Annotated in this window: 14 protein-coding genes; 10 read left to right on the plus strand and 4 right to left on the minus strand. The window is 73.0% G+C overall.

From position 1 onward, the window contains the following. Nucleotides 1-75: 75 nt before the first annotated feature. The 6 genes from ACIP5O_RS03215 to ACIP5O_RS03240 all read left to right on the plus strand — a co-directional run bounded on the left by ACIP5O_RS03215 (nt 76) and on the right by ACIP5O_RS03240 (nt 5,728). Nucleotides 76-948: a helix-turn-helix domain-containing protein gene (locus ACIP5O_RS03215; protein ID WP_401287910.1), complete on the plus strand. Its 873-nt coding sequence runs from the start codon at nt 76-78 to the stop codon at nt 946-948. A gap of 86 nt (nt 949-1,034) precedes the next feature. Next, complete coding sequence (locus ACIP5O_RS03220; protein ID WP_401287913.1) at nt 1,035-2,492, plus strand: aldehyde dehydrogenase family protein; 1,458 nt, start codon at nt 1,035-1,037, stop codon at nt 2,490-2,492. A 179-nt stretch (nt 2,493-2,671) separates the two neighbouring features. After that, nucleotides 2,672-3,220, plus strand: coding sequence for a DinB family protein (locus tag ACIP5O_RS03225; protein ID WP_401287915.1), 549 nt, complete (start codon nt 2,672-2,674; stop codon nt 3,218-3,220). A gap of 44 nt (nt 3,221-3,264) precedes the next feature. Continuing rightward, a complete protein-coding gene (locus ACIP5O_RS03230) occupies nt 3,265-3,879 on the plus strand; it encodes a PadR family transcriptional regulator (RefSeq protein ID WP_401287918.1) in 615 nt (204 codons plus the stop codon). 134 nt (nt 3,880-4,013) lie between these two features. Beyond that, complete coding sequence (locus ACIP5O_RS03235) at nt 4,014-4,967, plus strand: ATP-binding cassette domain-containing protein (RefSeq protein WP_401287920.1); 954 nt, start codon at nt 4,014-4,016, stop codon at nt 4,965-4,967. Continuing rightward, the gene (locus tag ACIP5O_RS03240; protein WP_401287923.1) at nt 4,964-5,728 is read left to right on the plus strand and encodes an ABC transporter permease; all 765 of its coding nucleotides are present in this window, start codon (nt 4,964-4,966) and stop codon (nt 5,726-5,728) included. The genes ACIP5O_RS03235 and ACIP5O_RS03240 overlap by 4 nt, the downstream gene beginning before the upstream one ends. A 12-nt stretch (nt 5,729-5,740) precedes the next feature. On the opposite strand, the gene ACIP5O_RS03245 is transcribed toward ACIP5O_RS03240, so the two are convergent. Together ACIP5O_RS03245 and ACIP5O_RS03250 are read right to left on the minus strand one after the other, a co-directional pair. Beyond that, the gene (locus ACIP5O_RS03245) at nt 5,741-7,030 is read right to left on the minus strand and encodes an ion channel protein (RefSeq protein ID WP_401287926.1); all 1,290 of its coding nucleotides are present in this window, start codon (nt 7,028-7,030) and stop codon (nt 5,741-5,743) included. Between the two features lie 180 nt (nt 7,031-7,210). Beyond that, nucleotides 7,211-7,579, minus strand: coding sequence for a YbjQ family protein (locus ACIP5O_RS03250; protein WP_381733095.1), 369 nt, complete (start codon nt 7,577-7,579; stop codon nt 7,211-7,213). 151 nt (nt 7,580-7,730) lie between these two features. Between ACIP5O_RS03250 and ACIP5O_RS03255 the strand changes: the two genes are divergently transcribed. After that, entirely contained in the window at nt 7,731-8,435 is a 705-nt protein-coding gene (locus ACIP5O_RS03255; protein ID WP_401287929.1) for a DedA family protein, read from the plus strand. 13 nt (nt 8,436-8,448) lie between these two features. On the opposite strand, the gene ACIP5O_RS03260 is transcribed toward ACIP5O_RS03255, so the two are convergent. Together ACIP5O_RS03260 and ACIP5O_RS03265 are read right to left on the minus strand one after the other, a co-directional pair. Then, nucleotides 8,449-10,152, minus strand: coding sequence for a threonine/serine exporter ThrE family protein (locus tag ACIP5O_RS03260; RefSeq protein WP_401287931.1), 1,704 nt, complete (start codon nt 10,150-10,152; stop codon nt 8,449-8,451). Nucleotides 10,153-10,321: 169 nt separating this feature from the next. Beyond that, complete coding sequence (locus ACIP5O_RS03265) at nt 10,322-10,813, minus strand: inorganic diphosphatase (RefSeq protein WP_015034462.1); 492 nt, start codon at nt 10,811-10,813, stop codon at nt 10,322-10,324. Between the two features lie 102 nt (nt 10,814-10,915). On the opposite strand from ACIP5O_RS03265, the gene dacB reads away from it, so the two are divergent. The 3 genes from dacB (at nt 10,916) to tilS (ending at nt 14,804) form a co-directional block, all read left to right on the plus strand. Next, nucleotides 10,916-12,355, plus strand: coding sequence for a D-alanyl-D-alanine carboxypeptidase/D-alanyl-D-alanine-endopeptidase (gene dacB / locus ACIP5O_RS03270; RefSeq protein WP_401287934.1), 1,440 nt, complete (start codon nt 10,916-10,918; stop codon nt 12,353-12,355). Between the two features lie 54 nt (nt 12,356-12,409). After that, nucleotides 12,410-13,549 carry a zinc-dependent metalloprotease gene (locus tag ACIP5O_RS03275; protein WP_401287937.1) on the plus strand — a complete coding sequence of 380 codons (1,140 nt, stop codon included), beginning with the start codon at nt 12,410-12,412 and terminating at the stop codon, nt 13,547-13,549. A gap of 208 nt (nt 13,550-13,757) precedes the next feature. Beyond that, nucleotides 13,758-14,804 carry a tRNA lysidine(34) synthetase TilS gene (gene tilS, locus ACIP5O_RS03280; RefSeq protein WP_401287940.1) on the plus strand — a complete coding sequence of 349 codons (1,047 nt, stop codon included), beginning with the start codon at nt 13,758-13,760 and terminating at the stop codon, nt 14,802-14,804. Nucleotides 14,805-14,825: the final 21 nt, after the last annotated feature.

Genomic DNA, 14,825 nt, shown 5'->3' on the forward strand with positions numbered 1-14,825 from the left:
CAGAATCCGGGGCTCGACGGGGATGCGACGGGGGATTCGACGGGGGTCGACACCGTAAATGGGGAGGCTGGGGCCGTGACCGCAGGCGAAACGGGCGGAGCGAACGGAAGCGTGGTGCGGCGCATCCTGCTGGGCTCCCAGCTGAGGCGGTTGCGCGAGTCGCGCGGCATCACCCGGGAGGCGGCCGGTTACTCGATCCGCGCGTCCGAATCCAAGATCAGCCGCATGGAGTTGGGACGGGTGAGCTTCAAGGCCAGGGACGTCGAGGACCTGCTCACGCTCTACGGGGTCGGGGACGAGGCCGAGCGCGGCGCCCTCCTCGGGCTCGCCCGCGAGGCCAACGTCGCGGGCTGGTGGCACAGCTTCGGCGACGTCCTGCCGGGCTGGTTCCAGACGTACATCGGGCTCGAAGGCGCCGCCTCCCACATCCGCGTCTACGAAGTGCAGTTCGTCCACGGCCTGTTGCAGACCGAGGAGTACGCCCAGGCGGTCGTCACGCGCGGCATGCCCGACGCCCCGCGCGCCGAGATCGACCGCCGGGTCGCCCTGCGGCTCGAACGCCAGAAGGTCCTCGTCTCCGAGCGCGCCCCGCAGCTCCACGCCGTCCTCGACGAGGCCGCGCTGCGCCGCCCGTACGGCGACCGGGCCGTCATGCGCGGCCAGTTGAAGCACCTCATCGAGGTCTCCGAGCACCCCGGCGTCACGCTCCAGGTCATGCCGTTCAGCTTCGGCGGCCACGCCGGCGAGAGCGGCGCCTTCACGATGCTGAGCTTCCCCGAGTCCGACCTCTCCGACGTCGTCTACCTGGAGCAGCTCACCAGCGCTCTCTACCTCGACAAGCGCGAGGAGGTCGCCCAGTACCGGCGGGTGATGGAGCGGCTCCAGCAGGACGGGCCGGATCCGGCCGAAAGCCGGGACATCCTCCGGGGTCTCCTCCAACTCTCCTGACGCATCAGTACGATGACGCCACATCAGGCGTACGGGTTTCGTACATCAGTCGCATCGCGCGGGTAGCGGGTAGAGGGGTCTCCACCATGTCGCACTTCACCGACCTGGCCCACCAGTACATCGACGGCGAGTGGAAGCCGGGCAGTGGCTCGTGGGACATCATCGACTTCAACCCGTACACCGGGGAGAAGCTCGCCTCGATCACCGTCGCCACTGTCGCCGAGGTCGACCGCGCCTACCGGGCCGCCGAGCGCGCCCAGACCGCGTGGGCCGAGACCAACCCGTACACCCGCCGGCTCGTCTTCGAGCGCGCGCTGCGGATCGTCGAGGACCGCGAGCAGGAGATCGCGGAGACGATCGTCGCGGAGCTGGGCGGCACCCGCCTGAAGGCGGCCTTCGAGCTGCACCTCGCCAAGGAGTTCCTGCGCGAGGCGGTCCAGCTCGCGCTGCGTCCCGAGGGCCGCATCCTGCCCTCCCCGGTCGACGGCAAGGAGAACCGCGTCTACCGCGTCCCGGTCGGCGTCGTCGGCGTCATATCCCCCTTCAACTTCCCCTTCCTCCTCTCGCTCAAGTCGGTCGCGCCCGCCCTCGCGCTCGGCAACGCCGTCGTCCTCAAGCCCCACCAGAACACCCCGATCTGCGGCGGCACCCTCGTCGCCAAGGTCCTGGAGGAGGCCGGGCTCCCGGCCGGCCTGCTGAACGTCGTCGTCACCGACATCGCCGAGATCGGCGACGCGCTCCTGACCCACCCGGTCCCGAAGGTCATCTCCTTCACCGGCTCCGACAAGGTCGGCCGGCACGTGGCCACGGTCTGCGCGGAGCACTTCAAGCACGCCGTCCTCGAACTCGGCGGCAACAGCGCCCTGATCGTCCTCGACGACGCCGACGTCGACTACGCGGTCGACGCGGCCGTCTTCAGCCGCTTCGTGCACCAGGGCCAGGTCTGCATGGCCGCCAACCGCATCCTGGTGGACCGCTCCCTGGAGGCGGAGTTCACCGAGAAGTTCGTGGCCAAGGTCAAGACCCTGCGCGTCGGCGACCCGGCCGACCCGGCCACCCACATCGGCCCGCTCATCAACTCCCAGCAGGCCGAGTCCGTCTCCTCCCTGGTCGACCAGACGGTCGCCGCCGGCGCCACCGCCCTGCTGCACGGCGCGGCCGACGGCAACCTCGTCTCCCCGTCCGTCCTCACCGGCCTCGCCGCCGACTCCCCGGTCCTGAGCCAGGAGATCTTCGGCCCGGTCGCCCTGATCGTGCCCTTCGACGGCGAGGAGGAGGCCGTCCGGATCGCCAACGACACCCCGTACGGGCTCAGCGGCGCCGTCCACACCGGGGACGTCGAGCGGGGCGTACGGGTCGCCAAGCGCATCCACACCGGCATGATCCACATCAACGACGGCACCGTGCACGACGAGCCGATCGTCCCCTTCGGCGGCGAGAAGCAGTCGGGCGTCGGGCGGCTCAACGGCGACTCGATGGTGGACTCCTTCACCACCCAGAAGTGGATCTCGATCCAGCACGGCCGCAGCCGCTTCCCCTTCTGATCCGAGCCGGCTCCGGGCCGGACCCAGTCCGGATCCGAGCCGGCTCCGAGTCGGACCCCGTCCGGGAACCATTGCGGACCGTACCTGTCCGCAAGCCTCCGTAACGTGCTCTGTGTCGGAAGAACCCGGCAGGACCCCGGCAGGACCCCGGCCCGGGGCACGTACGGAAGGCGGACGTCATGGTTGCTCTTGTTCCCGCAGGGACCCCCGGCGACGAGCGCGGCACGCTCCTCGACTTCGTGGAGGCCCAGCGCGCCGCGCTGCGCCGCGCCGTCCTCGGCCTGACCGAGGAGCAGGCGGCGAGCACCCCCAGCGCCAGCGGGCTGAGCCTGTCCGGCCTGCTCAAGCACGTCGCCGAGGTCGAGCTCAACTGGCTCCGGCTCGCGCAGCAGCGGCCCAACGAGAAGCAGCGGACCCGGGAGACCTGGGGCGAGGCCTTCCGGCTCGTGGACGGCGAGACGATCCCGGAGACCGTGGCGTTCTGGGCGGACGTGGCCGAGCAGACGGAGGACTTCGTCCGCTCGGTGCCGAGCCTGGACGACACCTTCCCGTTGCCGGAGGCGCCCTGGTTCCCGAAGGACGGGCGGGTCACGGTCCGCTGGATGGTGCTCCACCTCGTCCAGGAGATGGGACGGCACGCCGGCCACGCCGACATCATCCGCGAGAGCATCGACGGCAAGGGCTCCTACGAGCTGATCGCGGCGGAGGCGGAGGCGTCGGGCCGGTGATCGCCGCGCGTACCCTGGTCGGGATCGACCAGGAGGTACGTGGGATGTCGGCCATCCGTCTTCTCGTCCTGGGCGCGGTGCGGCAGCACGGCCGCGCCCACGGCTACCAGGTGCGCAACGACCTGGAGTACTGGGGCGCGCACGAGTGGTCGCACGCCAAGCCCGGCTCGATCTACCACGCGCTGAAGCAGATGGCGAAGCAGGGACTGCTGCGCGCGCACGAGGTCGCGCCGAGCGCGGTCGGGGGCCCGCCCCGCGTCGAGTACGAGCTGACCGAGGCGGGCACGGAGGAGTACTTCGCGCTGCTCCGCGCGGCGCTGACCACCTACGACCAGAAGGTGGACGTCCTGTCGGCGGGCATCGGCTTCATGGTGGACCTGCCCCGCGCGGAGGCCGTGGAGCTGCTGCGCCTGCGGGTGCGGGCGCTCGACGAGTGGCGGGCGGCGGTCACCGACTACTACACGCCGGAGGGCGGCCCGGGGCAGCTCGGGCACATCGGCGAGATCATGCACATGTGGATCGGCTCGGCCGACGCGGGCAAGGAGTGGACGCTCGGCCTGATCGGGCGGATCGAGGGCGGGGCGTACGTGTTCGCGGGCGAGGGCGACCCGTTCGTGGGGGTGCTCGCGAAGGGCGAGGAGAACCCGTACGCGACCTGAGGGGGCGCGGGCCCGTCCACAGGCCTCCGCCGCAGATCAGGTAATCAAGTTTGACTAACGGCTCACGAGGGCATACCTTGCTCCGCCGGTGGCACCTGATCAAATTTGACTAGACAGGTTTCGGGAGGAGACGGATGACGGCGGAAGCGATCCGCGTGGAGGGCGCGCGGAAGCGGTACGGCGACAAGGACGCCCTGGACGGACTCGACCTCGCCGTCGGGCGCGGCACCGTCCACGGCCTCCTCGGCCCCAACGGGGCGGGCAAGACCACGGCGGTGCGGATCCTGGCGACCCTGCTCCGGCACGACGCGGGCCTGGTCCGCGTCGCCGGGCACGACGTGCGCACCGAGGCCCGGGAGGTGCGGCGGCGGATCGGGCTCCTCGGCCAGCACGCCGCCCTCGACGAGGAGCTGGACGGCCGGCAGAACCTGGAGATGTTCGGCCGGCTCCACCACCTGGGCGCCCGGCGCGCCGGGACCCGCGCCGACGAGCTCCTGGAGCGCTTCGGCCTCGCCGACACCGGGCGCAAGCCCGTCCGGCGGTACAGCGGCGGCATGCGGCGGCGGCTCGACCTGGCGGCGTCGCTGATCACCGAGCCGGAAGTGCTGTTCCTCGACGAGCCGACCACCGGACTCGACCCGCGCGGACGCGCCGAGGTCTGGGAGTCGGTGCGCTTGCTGGTCGGCGGCGGCACGACCGTCCTGCTCACCACGCAGTACCTGGAGGAGGCCGACCGGCTCGCCGACCGGATCTCGGTCGTGGACCGGGGGCGGGTCGTCGCCGACGGCACCGCCGACGCACTGAAGGCCCGCGTGGGCGCGGACCGGATCGACGTGGTCGTACGGGACGCCCACCGGCTCGACGAGGCGGCGGCCCTCCTCCCGGCGGCGCGCGCCGAGGTGACCGTGGACGCCGACCGGCGGATGCTCAGCGCCCCCGCGGCCGACCGGACGGCCGCGCTCGCCGAGACCGTGCGGGCGCTCGGGGCGGCCGGGATCGAGGCGGAGGACATCGCCCTGCGGCGTCCGACCCTCGACGAGGTCTTCCTGCGCCTGACGGGCCGCGAGGACGGGGAGGCGGCGGCATGAGCGCCGCGTACGCGGTGGGCGACTGCTGGACGATGACCCGCCGCGAGCTGGCCCACTGGGCCCGGCAGCCGGTGCAGGTCCTGGTCGGCCTCGTCTTCCCGGTGATGATGCTGCTGATGTTCGGCCACCTGGTCGGCGGCGGGCGGGCCGTCGACGGCGACTACGTCGACTACCTGGTGCCCGGCATGCTCACCCTGACCATGGTCTTCGGCCTCGAAGGCACCATGACGGCGGTCACCCGGGACCTGGACAAGGGCGTGATCGACCGCTTCCGCGCCATGCCGATGACCGACGGCGCGGTCCTCGTCGGGCGGGCGGCGGCGGACATGCTCCAGTCGGCGGTGGGACTGCTCCTGATGACCGGCGTGGGGTACGCGATCGGCTGGCGGGCGCACGGCGGCCCCGGGGCCTTCCTGGGCGCGCTGGGGCTGCTGCTCCTGCTGCGCTTCGCGATGCTGTGGATCGGGATCCTCCTGGCCCTGGTCGCGGGGCGGGCGGAGCTGGTGCAGGCGGTCCAGATCCTGGTCTGGCCCTTCGGCTTCCTCTCCAACGCCTTCGCCTCGCCGGACGCGATGCCGGGCCGGCTCGGCGCGCTCGTGGAGTGGAACCCCATGTCGGCGACCGCGACGGCGGTCCGCGAGCTGTTCGGCAACCCGGGCGGCGAGCCGGGGCACCTGACGGCGGCGGTGGTCTGGCCGCTGCTGTTCCTCGCGGTCTTCTTCCCGCTGGCGGTACGGAAGTTCGGCCGACTCGGGCGGTAGCGCGGGCCGTGCTTACGTCAACGGCCGCCCGTCCTCGTCCAGTTCGAGCTGCGGGCGGCCGGTGACGATCAGCCAGGCCGGGAGCGAGGCCAGGCAGAGCAGGGCCAGCATGGCGGGGGAGGCGGCGAGGACGGCGCCGGTGAAGAGGCTGATCCAGCCCTGCCGGGTGGTGGCGAGCAGCACCCCGAGGACGGCGGAGGAGACGGCGACGGCCGGGTGGACCTCGGGGACGAGCGCCTGGGCGAGGAGGCCGAAGGCGGCGCCGATGAAGACGGCGGGGAAGATCCGGCCGCCCCGGAAGCCGCAGGCGGCGGCGGTGAGGAGGGCAACGAGCTTGACGACGGCCAGCTTCGCCAGCTCGCCCGAGGACCAGCCGCCGATGTTCGCCGTGAGCTCCTTGATCTCCTCCAGGCCCTTGAAAAGGGTCAGGTGCCCGCCGAGGGCGCCCAGGAGGCCGAGGGCGAGGCCGCCGGCGGGCAGCATCAGCAGGGGATGGCGCAGGCGCCGGAACGCGGCGTGGACGTACGGGAAGAGGAAGCAGGCGGCGAGGCCGAAGACGGCCGCGGCGGAGGCGATCACCAGGGACGCGAGGAGGTCGCCCCAGCCGGGGTCGGTCAGCGGCGGGAGCCCCAGGGCGAAGGTGGGCTCGGCCAGCAGCTGGGTGGTCATGGCACCGGCTCCGGCGGCGACCAGCGGGGCGAACAGGCGGTCCCAGAGGGACCCGGGGCCCGGGTGCCCGGCCAGGGCCTCGGAGATGACGAGGGCGGCGGCGACCGGGGTGCCGAAGAGGGCGCCGATCGTGGCGGCCGAGGCGAGCGACACCCAGGCGATGCCCGGCACGGCGGGCGCGGCCTTGCGGCCCAGCCAGTACGCGAGCGCGATGTTGGAGGCGATGATCGGGTTCTCGGGGCCGAGGCTGACCCCGCCGGCGAGCGCGAGGGTCCCGGCGAGCAGCAGCCCCGGCACCGCCCCCGGGGCGATCGGCCTCCCGCCGAGCCCGGTGGTCGCCGGATCGGGCCCGGCGTGCCCGGGCACCTTCCACACGACCAGGCCCACGGCGACGCCGGTCGCCGTGAGCACGACGATCATCCACAGCGAGGAGTACCCGCCGATCCCGAGGGCGTCGGGCAGGTCCTCCCAGAGCACGTCCTTGAACTCCTCCGACAGGGCGCTGACCCCCAGGAAGAGCAGGCTCGCCAGGACCCCGACCACGAGCGCGGGCAGGATCTGCGGCAACAGGACCCGCAGCGGGGCCTCGTCGGCGGCGGGGGACGGCGCGGCCGGGACGCGATCGGTGGACACGGCCCCACCATAGGTGAGCAAAAGCCGCGAACCGCCTAGGTCCGGCCGGGCCTTCCCGGGCACCTGTCACCAGGTGTCCCACCGCCCCGGCCGCGTCCCCACCCCGTCCCCACCCCGTTCACACCCCGGCCGCGCTCACACCCCGGCCGCGCTCACACCCCGCTCACTTCCGGGGCCCGCTCACACCCGCGGCGCGATCACCACCGCCGTACCGTAGGCGCAGACCTCCGTCCCCACGTCCGCCGCCTCCGTCACGTCGAAGCGGAACGCCAGGACGGCGTTCGCGCCGCGCGCCCGCGCCTGCTCCACCAGGCGTTCCATCGCCTGGTTGCGGGTCTCCACCAGGGTCTTCGTCAGGCCCTTCAGCTCCCCGCCGATCATCGACTTCAGACCCGCGCCGATCTGGCTGCCCAGATGACGGGAGCGCACGGTCAGCCCGAAGACCTCGCCGATCACCTGCCGGACCTCGTGGCCCGGGATGTCGTTCGTCGTCACGACCAGCACTTCGGGATGCGGCCCCTGGCCGCCCCCGTACTCCTCGATGCCCATCGGCATGCACCTCCTGATGCACCACCTTCTGCCCCGCGGAACCCCTCCGCATCCCGTGGGGGGCCGGGTGGAACCGGGGGCGCCCGGTCCACGTTGATAGCTTGGGGCAGCCCGTCCCCACGCCCCCACCGACCGCAGGAGCCCGGAACCCGTGAACACGCTTGCCCTCGGACCGAGCTGGCTGGACCCGGACTATCTGATCCAGACCTTCGGTCTGATCGGTGTCCTGGTGATCGTCTTCGCCGAGTCCGGACTCCTCATCGGGTTCTTCCTGCCCGGTGACTCCCTCCTCTTCACCACCGGCCTGCTCGTCACCACAGGGAAGCTGGACACGCCGCTGTGGCTGGTCTGCACCCTGGTGGTGGCCGCCGCGGTCATCGGCGACCAGGTCGGCTACCTCTTCGGCCGCAAGGTCGGACCCGCCCTCTTCAAGCGCCCCGACTCCAAGCTGTTCAAGCAGGAGAACGTCGAGAAGGCGCACGAGTTCTTCGAGAAGCACGGCCCGAAGTCCCTCATCCTGGCCCGCTTCGTCCCGATCGTCCGCACGTTCACGCCCATCATCGCGGGCGTCAGCCGGATGAACTACCGCTCGTTCATCACGTTCAACGTCATCGGCGGCGTGCTGTGGGGCGCCGGCGTGACCCTCCTGGGCGCCTCCCTCGGCAAGATCGACTTCGTGCACCAGCACATCGAGATGATCCTCGTCGGCATCGTCCTGATCTCCGTGGTCCCGATCGTCATCGAGTACCTCCGCGCCCGCTCCCAGTCCAAGAAGGCCCGCGCGGCCGAGGGCGGCGACCACGACGCCCCCGGCACCCCGCAGCAGGCCCCCCGCGGCCGCCACGCCAAGCGCTGACCGCCGACACCCCCTAGAAGCCCCTGGTGCGCTTCGCGGCCCGCCTGGCCGCCGCCGCACCGGGGGCCCGCAGGAAGAGGCGGGCCAGCTCGCTCCCCAGGTTCACCCCGATCGCGATCGCGAGCGCCAGCGCCGCCGCCTTCGCCAGGGACGCGAACCCCTGGTCCAGATTGTGCTGGGCGATCGCCAGCACCCCGAAGTACGTCGCCGAACCGGGCAGCAGCGGCCCGATCGCCGCCGTCACGTACGGCAGCGACGACGTGTGGTGGTACCGGGCGATCAACTGCCCGAAGAGCCCCACCAGACCCGCCGCCACCGCCGTCGCCATCACCGCGGAGCCGCCCGCGGTCACCGCGATCGACGCGTACACCACCCACGCCACCCCGCCGTTCAGCGTCACGAACAGCACCGTCGCCCGCGACTGCTGCAACAGGATCGCGAAGGTCGCCGACAGCGCCATCGACGCCAGGGTCTGCGTCACCGGCCGCTCCACCGCCCGCAGCGCCCCCTCCGGGTTCAGCTGCGCGTCGAACTGCACCGCCAGGTACAGCACCGACAGCACGCCCACCACGATCGCGACGAAGAAGTACATGACCTCCAGGAGCCGCGCCGAGGCCGTGATGTAGAAACCGGTCAGACCGTCCTGCACGGCCGCCACGAGCGCCCGCCCCGGGATCAGCGCGAACAGGCCACCGGTGATCACCGCCGACGGACGCAGGTCCGCGTGCAGCAGCGTCAGGAGCACTCCCATCGCCGCCGGCGGCATCGCCGCCACCAGGAACTGGTAGAACTCCGGCAGCCCCCGCCCCGCGCACAGCCACGCCAGCCGGTCCCCGAGCACCGCGCCGAGCGCCGCCACCAGGAACACCGTCAGCCCGCCGCCCAGCAGCACCGACGCCGCCCCCGCGAGCACCCCCGCCGCCGTCGTCAGCACCCAGCCCGGATACGGGTGCCGGTTCCGCCGGATCTCCGCGAGCCGCCGGTACGCCTCCTCCGGCGTCACCTCGTGCACCTGCTCGTCGTGCGCCGGCGCGTTGATGTCCGCGATCAGCTGGTACACCGCCGCGAGCCGCGTGTAGTCCGTGCCCCGCCGGCGCACCGTCCGGTTCGCCGTCACCGGGTCGTCCACGAGCGACGGCTGGTACGTCACCGACAACAGCGTGAACGTCACCGTCGGCTCGCACCGGTCGAGCCCGTACGAACGGCAGATCGCGAACATCGCCGCCTCGACGTCCTCCGCGCCCTCCCCGCCCGCGAGCAGCAGCTCGCCGATGCGCAGGGTCAGGTCGAGGACGCGCGGCACCGACGGCCCCGACTCGTCCTCCTTGCGCGGCGCCTCCGGCACCGGCCGCTCGCCCACCGGCAGCCGCAGCATGGTCCGCATCCGGTCCTGCCACGGCGCGTCCCGCGCCAGACGCACCAGCGGCACCCCGTAAGCGGGCGTGAAGGCGGGCGGCGAGTTCTTCGCCGAGTACGTGGCCGGGGGAGCGAACGCCGACCCCTCCGGCTCCCGCTCCGGCTCGGGCTCCGTCCGAAGCCCCGACGGCAGGGCGAACTCGGAGGTCGGGTGCTCCTCCTCCGGTGGCGCGGGCCGCTCCACCCCGGCCGGCGGGACGAACGCGCTCCGCGCCTCGTCCGACTGCGGTTTCCGGTCCTCCGGGGCCTCCTCGACCCCTTCGTCCCGCACGTCCATCGAGCCGCCCGGCTCCGCCACCACTCTGCCGCCCCGCTCTCCCTAGGAGGAATCGTGGCTTCCAGTATGGGCGCGCGGCGCACGGACGTGCGACGGCCGGACGACGGGCACGCGAAGGGCGGCACACTCCCCGGGGAATGCGCCGCCCTTCACACGCTCAGGACCGGAACCGGCTCAGCGGTCCCGGAACGGCTCAGTGGCCGCCCTGCTCCTTGGCGCGCGCGTACGACTTCTCGATCTCGGCCTCGGCCTCGGCGCGACCGACCCAGTCCGCGCCCTCGACCGACTTGCCCGGCTCCAGGTCCTTGTAGACCTCGAAGAAGTGCTGGATCTCCAGGCGGTCGAACTCCGCCACGTGGTGGATGTCCCGCAGGTGCTCCATGCGCGGGTCCGTGGCCGGCACGCACAGCAGCTTGTCGTCGCCGCCCGCCTCGTCCGTCATGCGGAACATGCCGATGGCACGGCACTTGATCAGGCAGCCCGGGAACGTGGGCTCGTCGAGGATGACGAGCGCGTCCAGCGGGTCGCCGTCCTCACCGAGGGTGTTCTCGACGTAGCCGTAGTCGGTCGGGTAGGCCGTCGACGTGAAGAGGCGACGGTCCAGACGGATGCGACCGGTCTCGTGGTCGACCTCGTACTTGTTCCGCGATCCCTTGGGGATCTCGATGAGAACGTCGAACTCCACGGGTGGCTCCTCCTGAATCAACACAAGTGAATGCTCGCGACACAGCGCGGTGGTTAAGTGTCCCTCACGCACGTGTGTGATCGCGAAAGGGGCTGGTCAGCAATGCCCGAGCCGAGGACCTGGCAGCTCACGGCGGGCTCCGCCGCCCTCGGTCTGGCCCTGGCCGCCGTGACGGCGACCGCGGCCGGCCCGTGGGACTCGGGCCAGCGTACGGCCGAGCGGACCCGCGCCGCCGCCCCCGCGGCGGGTGGCGCACGTCACGCCCCGCCCCCCGCCCCCGCCGCGCCCCGCCGCCCCGCGCCCGCCCCCAGCGCCCCCGGCGTCCTCGCCGCCCTGCACCCCGCCGCCCCGGCCGCCCCCTCCACCGGCCCCGCCGACGGACAGCCCGGCGAGCGCCCCGCCGACCTCGCCGCCGTCCTCGTCCCCCTCCTCGCCGACCCCGGCCTCGGCCCCCTCCGCACCGCCTCCGTCGTCGACACCGCCACCGGCAGGCAGCTCTACGGCGAGGGCGCCACCACCCCCATGACCCCCGCCTCCACCGTCAAGATCGCCACCACCGCGGCCGCCCTCTCCGCCCTCGGCCCCGACCACCGCATCGCCACCACCGTCACCGCCGCCCCCGACGGCACGGCCGTCACCCTCACCGGCGGCGGCGACCCCACCCTCGACGACACCCGCCTCAAGGCCCTCGCCACCGACACCGCCCGCGCCCTCACGACCCGCGGACACACCTCCGTACGCCTCGCCTACGACACCGGCCTCTACACCGGCCCCGCCGTCCACCCCATCGGCCCCAACGAGAACATCGCCCCCGTCACCGCCCTCATGACCCGCGCCGGACGCCTCGACGCCAGCCCCAGCGGCCCCGCGCCCCGCAGCGCCGACCCCGCCCGCGCCACCGCCACCGCCTTCGCCGCCCTCCTCACCGACGCCGGCGTCCGGGTCACCGGCGACCCCGCCCCCGGCCGCACCCCCAAGGCCGCCCCCCTCACCCGGACCTACTCCGCCCCCCTCGCCGACCTCGTCGAACGCACCCTCACCCACAGCGACAACGACCTCGCCGAAGCCCTCGCCCGGCAGACCGCCCTCGCCCGCGGGCTCCCCGCGAGCTTCGACGGCGCCGGAAAGGCCGTCCGCGCCGAACTCGCCGCGCTCGGCGCCCCCGTCGCCGGAACCCGCTTCGACGACGGCAGCGGCCTCGACCGCGACGACCGCGTCTCCGCCGCCCTCCTCACCGCCCTCCTCACCCGGGCGGCCGACCCCGCCCGCCCCGCCCTGCGCCCCCTCCTCACCGGCCTCCCCGTCGGCGGCTTCACCGGCACCCTCGCCGACCGCTTCGACACCGCCCCCGCCGGAGCCGGCCTCGTCCGCGCCAAGACCGGCACCCTCACCGGCGTCAACACCCTCGCCGGCACCGTCGTCACCCCCGACGGACGCCTCCTCGCCTTCGCCTTCCTCGCCGGCCGCACCCCCTCCCCGTACCAGGCCCAACCCGCCCTCGACCGCCTCTCCGCCGCCCTCGCCGGTCAAGACCCGTCATAACCGGGCCCGTACCGAACACACACCGAACGGGCCCCGAGACCGTACGGTTGACACATGACGAGCATCGGTGGAGCAGGCACAGCCGGGATGGTCGACTGGAACCTCGCGGTCGCGACCGCGACCCGCCTCGTGCGGCCCGGACCCGAAGTCGGCCGCGACGAGGCCCGCGAGGTCGTCGCCGAACTCCGCAGGCACGCCAAAGCCTCGGAAGAACACGTCCGCGCCTACACCCGCATGGTCCCCGAGGGCCACGAACCCCCCGACACCCCCGTCCTGATCGTCGACCGCGCCGGCTGGATCAAGGCCAACGTCGCCGGCTTCCGCGAACTCCTCACCCCCCTCCTCGGCAAGATGCAGGAACGCCGCTCCGCCGTCCCCGGCAGCGCCGTCCTCGGCGCCGTCGGCGGCAAGGTCACCGGTGTCGAACTCGGCATGCTCCTGTCCTTCCTCGCCTCCCGCATCCTCGGCCAGTACGAGACCTTCGCCCCCGCCGGACGCGCCCCGGCCACCGGCGCGGACGGCCCCGGACGCCTCCTCCTCGTCGCCCCCAACATCGTCCACGTCGAACGCGAACTCGAAGTCTCCCCGCACGACTTCCGGCTCTGGGTCTGCCTCCACGAGGAGACCCACCGCACCCAGTTCACCGCCGTCCCCTGGCTCCGCGACCACCTCCAGGGCGAAATCCAGTCGTTCCTCGCCGCCACCGACGTCGACCCCGGCACCTTCGTCGAACGCCTCCGCGAAGCCGCCCAGACCCTCGTCGGCGGACGCCCCGAGGGCGAGGAGGGCGAACCCGCCCCCTCCCTCGTCGAACTCGTCCAGTCCCCCGAACAGCGCGAGATCCTCGGCCGCCTCACCGCCGTCATGTCCCTCCTCGAAGGCCACGCCGACCACGTCATGGACGGCGTCGGCCCCCAGGTCGTCCCCTCCGTCGCCGAGATCCGCGAGAAGTTCCAGGCCCGCCGCGCCCGCGGCGCCTCCCGCCTCGACCTCGCCCTCCGCAAGCTCCTCGGCCTCGACGCCAAACTCCGCCAGTACCGCGACGGCGAACGCTTCGTCCGCGCCGTCGTCGACCAGGTCGGCATGGACGGCTTCAACCGCGTCTGGACCTCCCCCAACACGCTCCCCACCAAGAGCGAGATCGCCGCCCCCGCCGACTGGATCGCGAGGGTGCACCGTAAGGCAGACTCGTGAGACGCGTGGGGCGGACGGCACGGGAACACCGGTCGACCCTCCGCCAATCACCCGTCCGAGGGACCCTGACCACGGGGTGAGGCGTGCAATGCTCGGGTAACGGCCGGGTTTCTGTCACCATCGACGCACTCTGAGTGACCGAACCCCCCATTCCGACCGTTAAGACTCCGACCGAGGCACCCCACCCCATTCACGAAGGGCACCGGACATGGGTCCCCATCCTGCGGTCGCGGCGATACGCCTGGCGGTCCGCCGCGTACTCCACGACGTCCTCACCGAACACCGGGCGGAGCAGCCCGCCGAGCACCGGAACGGCACTCCCCCCACCGCGTCCGACGCGCACGCCCCCCTCGTGCTCGTCGCCTGCTCCGGAGGCGCCGACTCCATGGCACTCGCCTCCGCCCTCGCCTTCGAAGCCCGCAAACTCCCCGTACGCGCCGGCGGCATCACCGTCGACCACGGCCTCCAGGACGGCTCCGACACCCGGGCCGCCGAGGTCGCCGAACGCATGACCGCGCTCGGCCTCACCCCCTCCGAGGCCGTCACCGTCACCGTCGGCCGCGAAGGAGGGCCCGAGGCCGCCGCACGCGACGCGCGCTACGGCGCCCTCGACGCCGCCGCCGAACGCCACGGCGCCGCCGCGGTCCTCCTCGGCCACACCCGCGACGACCAGGCCGAGACCGTCCTCCTCGGCCTCGCCCGCGGCTCCGGAATCCGCTCCCTCTCCGGCATGGCCGCCGTCTCCGGCGCCACCCGCCGCTACCGGCGCCCCTTCCTCCAGCTCGACCGCCAGACCGTCCGCAAGGCCTGCGTCGCACAGGAACTCGCCGTCTGGGACGACCCCCACAACAGCGACCCCGCCTACACCCGCTCCCGACTCCGCCACGAAGGCCTCCCCGCCCTGGAGAAGGCCCTCGGCAAAGGCGTCGTCGAAGCCCTCGCCCGCACCGCCCAGCTCTCCCGCGACGACGCCGACGCCCTCGACACCTGGGCCGCCGACGCCGAGACCGCCGTGCGCGACGAGGCCGGCGCCCTGGAATGCGCCAAACTCTTCGGACTGCCCCCCGCCGTACGGCGCCGCGTCCTGCGCCGCGCCGTCATCGCCGAGGGCGCCCCCGCCGGATCCCTCTTCGCCCGCCACATCGAGGAAGTCGACCGCCTCGTCACCGGCTGGCGCGGCCAGGGAGCCATCAACCTGCCCGGCCGCGTCGAAGCCCGCCGCCAGGGTGGCAGACTGGTCATCCGGCAAGGCTGACGCACGCTGCAACGAAAGTGA

Source organism: Streptomyces sp. NPDC088915 (genome assembly GCF_044749825.1).
Classification (GTDB): domain Bacteria; phylum Actinomycetota; class Actinomycetes; order Streptomycetales; family Streptomycetaceae; genus Streptomyces.

Bases quoted from the DNA above. Each gene is read 5' to 3' on its own strand.
- ACIP5O_RS03220 (WP_401287913.1), top strand. From the start codon at position 1,035: ATGTCGCACTTCACCGACCTGGCCCACCAGTACATCGACGGCGAGTGG.
- ACIP5O_RS03225 (WP_401287915.1), top strand. From the start codon at position 2,672: ATGGTTGCTCTTGTTCCCGCAGGGACCCCCGGCGACGAGCGCGGCACG.
- ACIP5O_RS03230 (WP_401287918.1), top strand. From the start codon at position 3,265: ATGTCGGCCATCCGTCTTCTCGTCCTGGGCGCGGTGCGGCAGCACGGC.
- ACIP5O_RS03235 (WP_401287920.1), top strand. From the start codon at position 4,014: ATGACGGCGGAAGCGATCCGCGTGGAGGGCGCGCGGAAGCGGTACGGC.
- ACIP5O_RS03240 (WP_401287923.1), top strand. From the start codon at position 4,964: ATGAGCGCCGCGTACGCGGTGGGCGACTGCTGGACGATGACCCGCCGC.
- ACIP5O_RS03250 (WP_381733095.1), bottom strand. From the start codon at position 7,579: ATGGGCATCGAGGAGTACGGGGGCGGCCAGGGGCCGCATCCCGAAGTG.
- dacB (WP_401287934.1), top strand. From the start codon at position 10,916: ATGCCCGAGCCGAGGACCTGGCAGCTCACGGCGGGCTCCGCCGCCCTC.
- ACIP5O_RS03275 (WP_401287937.1), top strand. From the start codon at position 12,410: ATGACGAGCATCGGTGGAGCAGGCACAGCCGGGATGGTCGACTGGAAC.
- tilS (WP_401287940.1), top strand. From the start codon at position 13,758: ATGGGTCCCCATCCTGCGGTCGCGGCGATACGCCTGGCGGTCCGCCGC.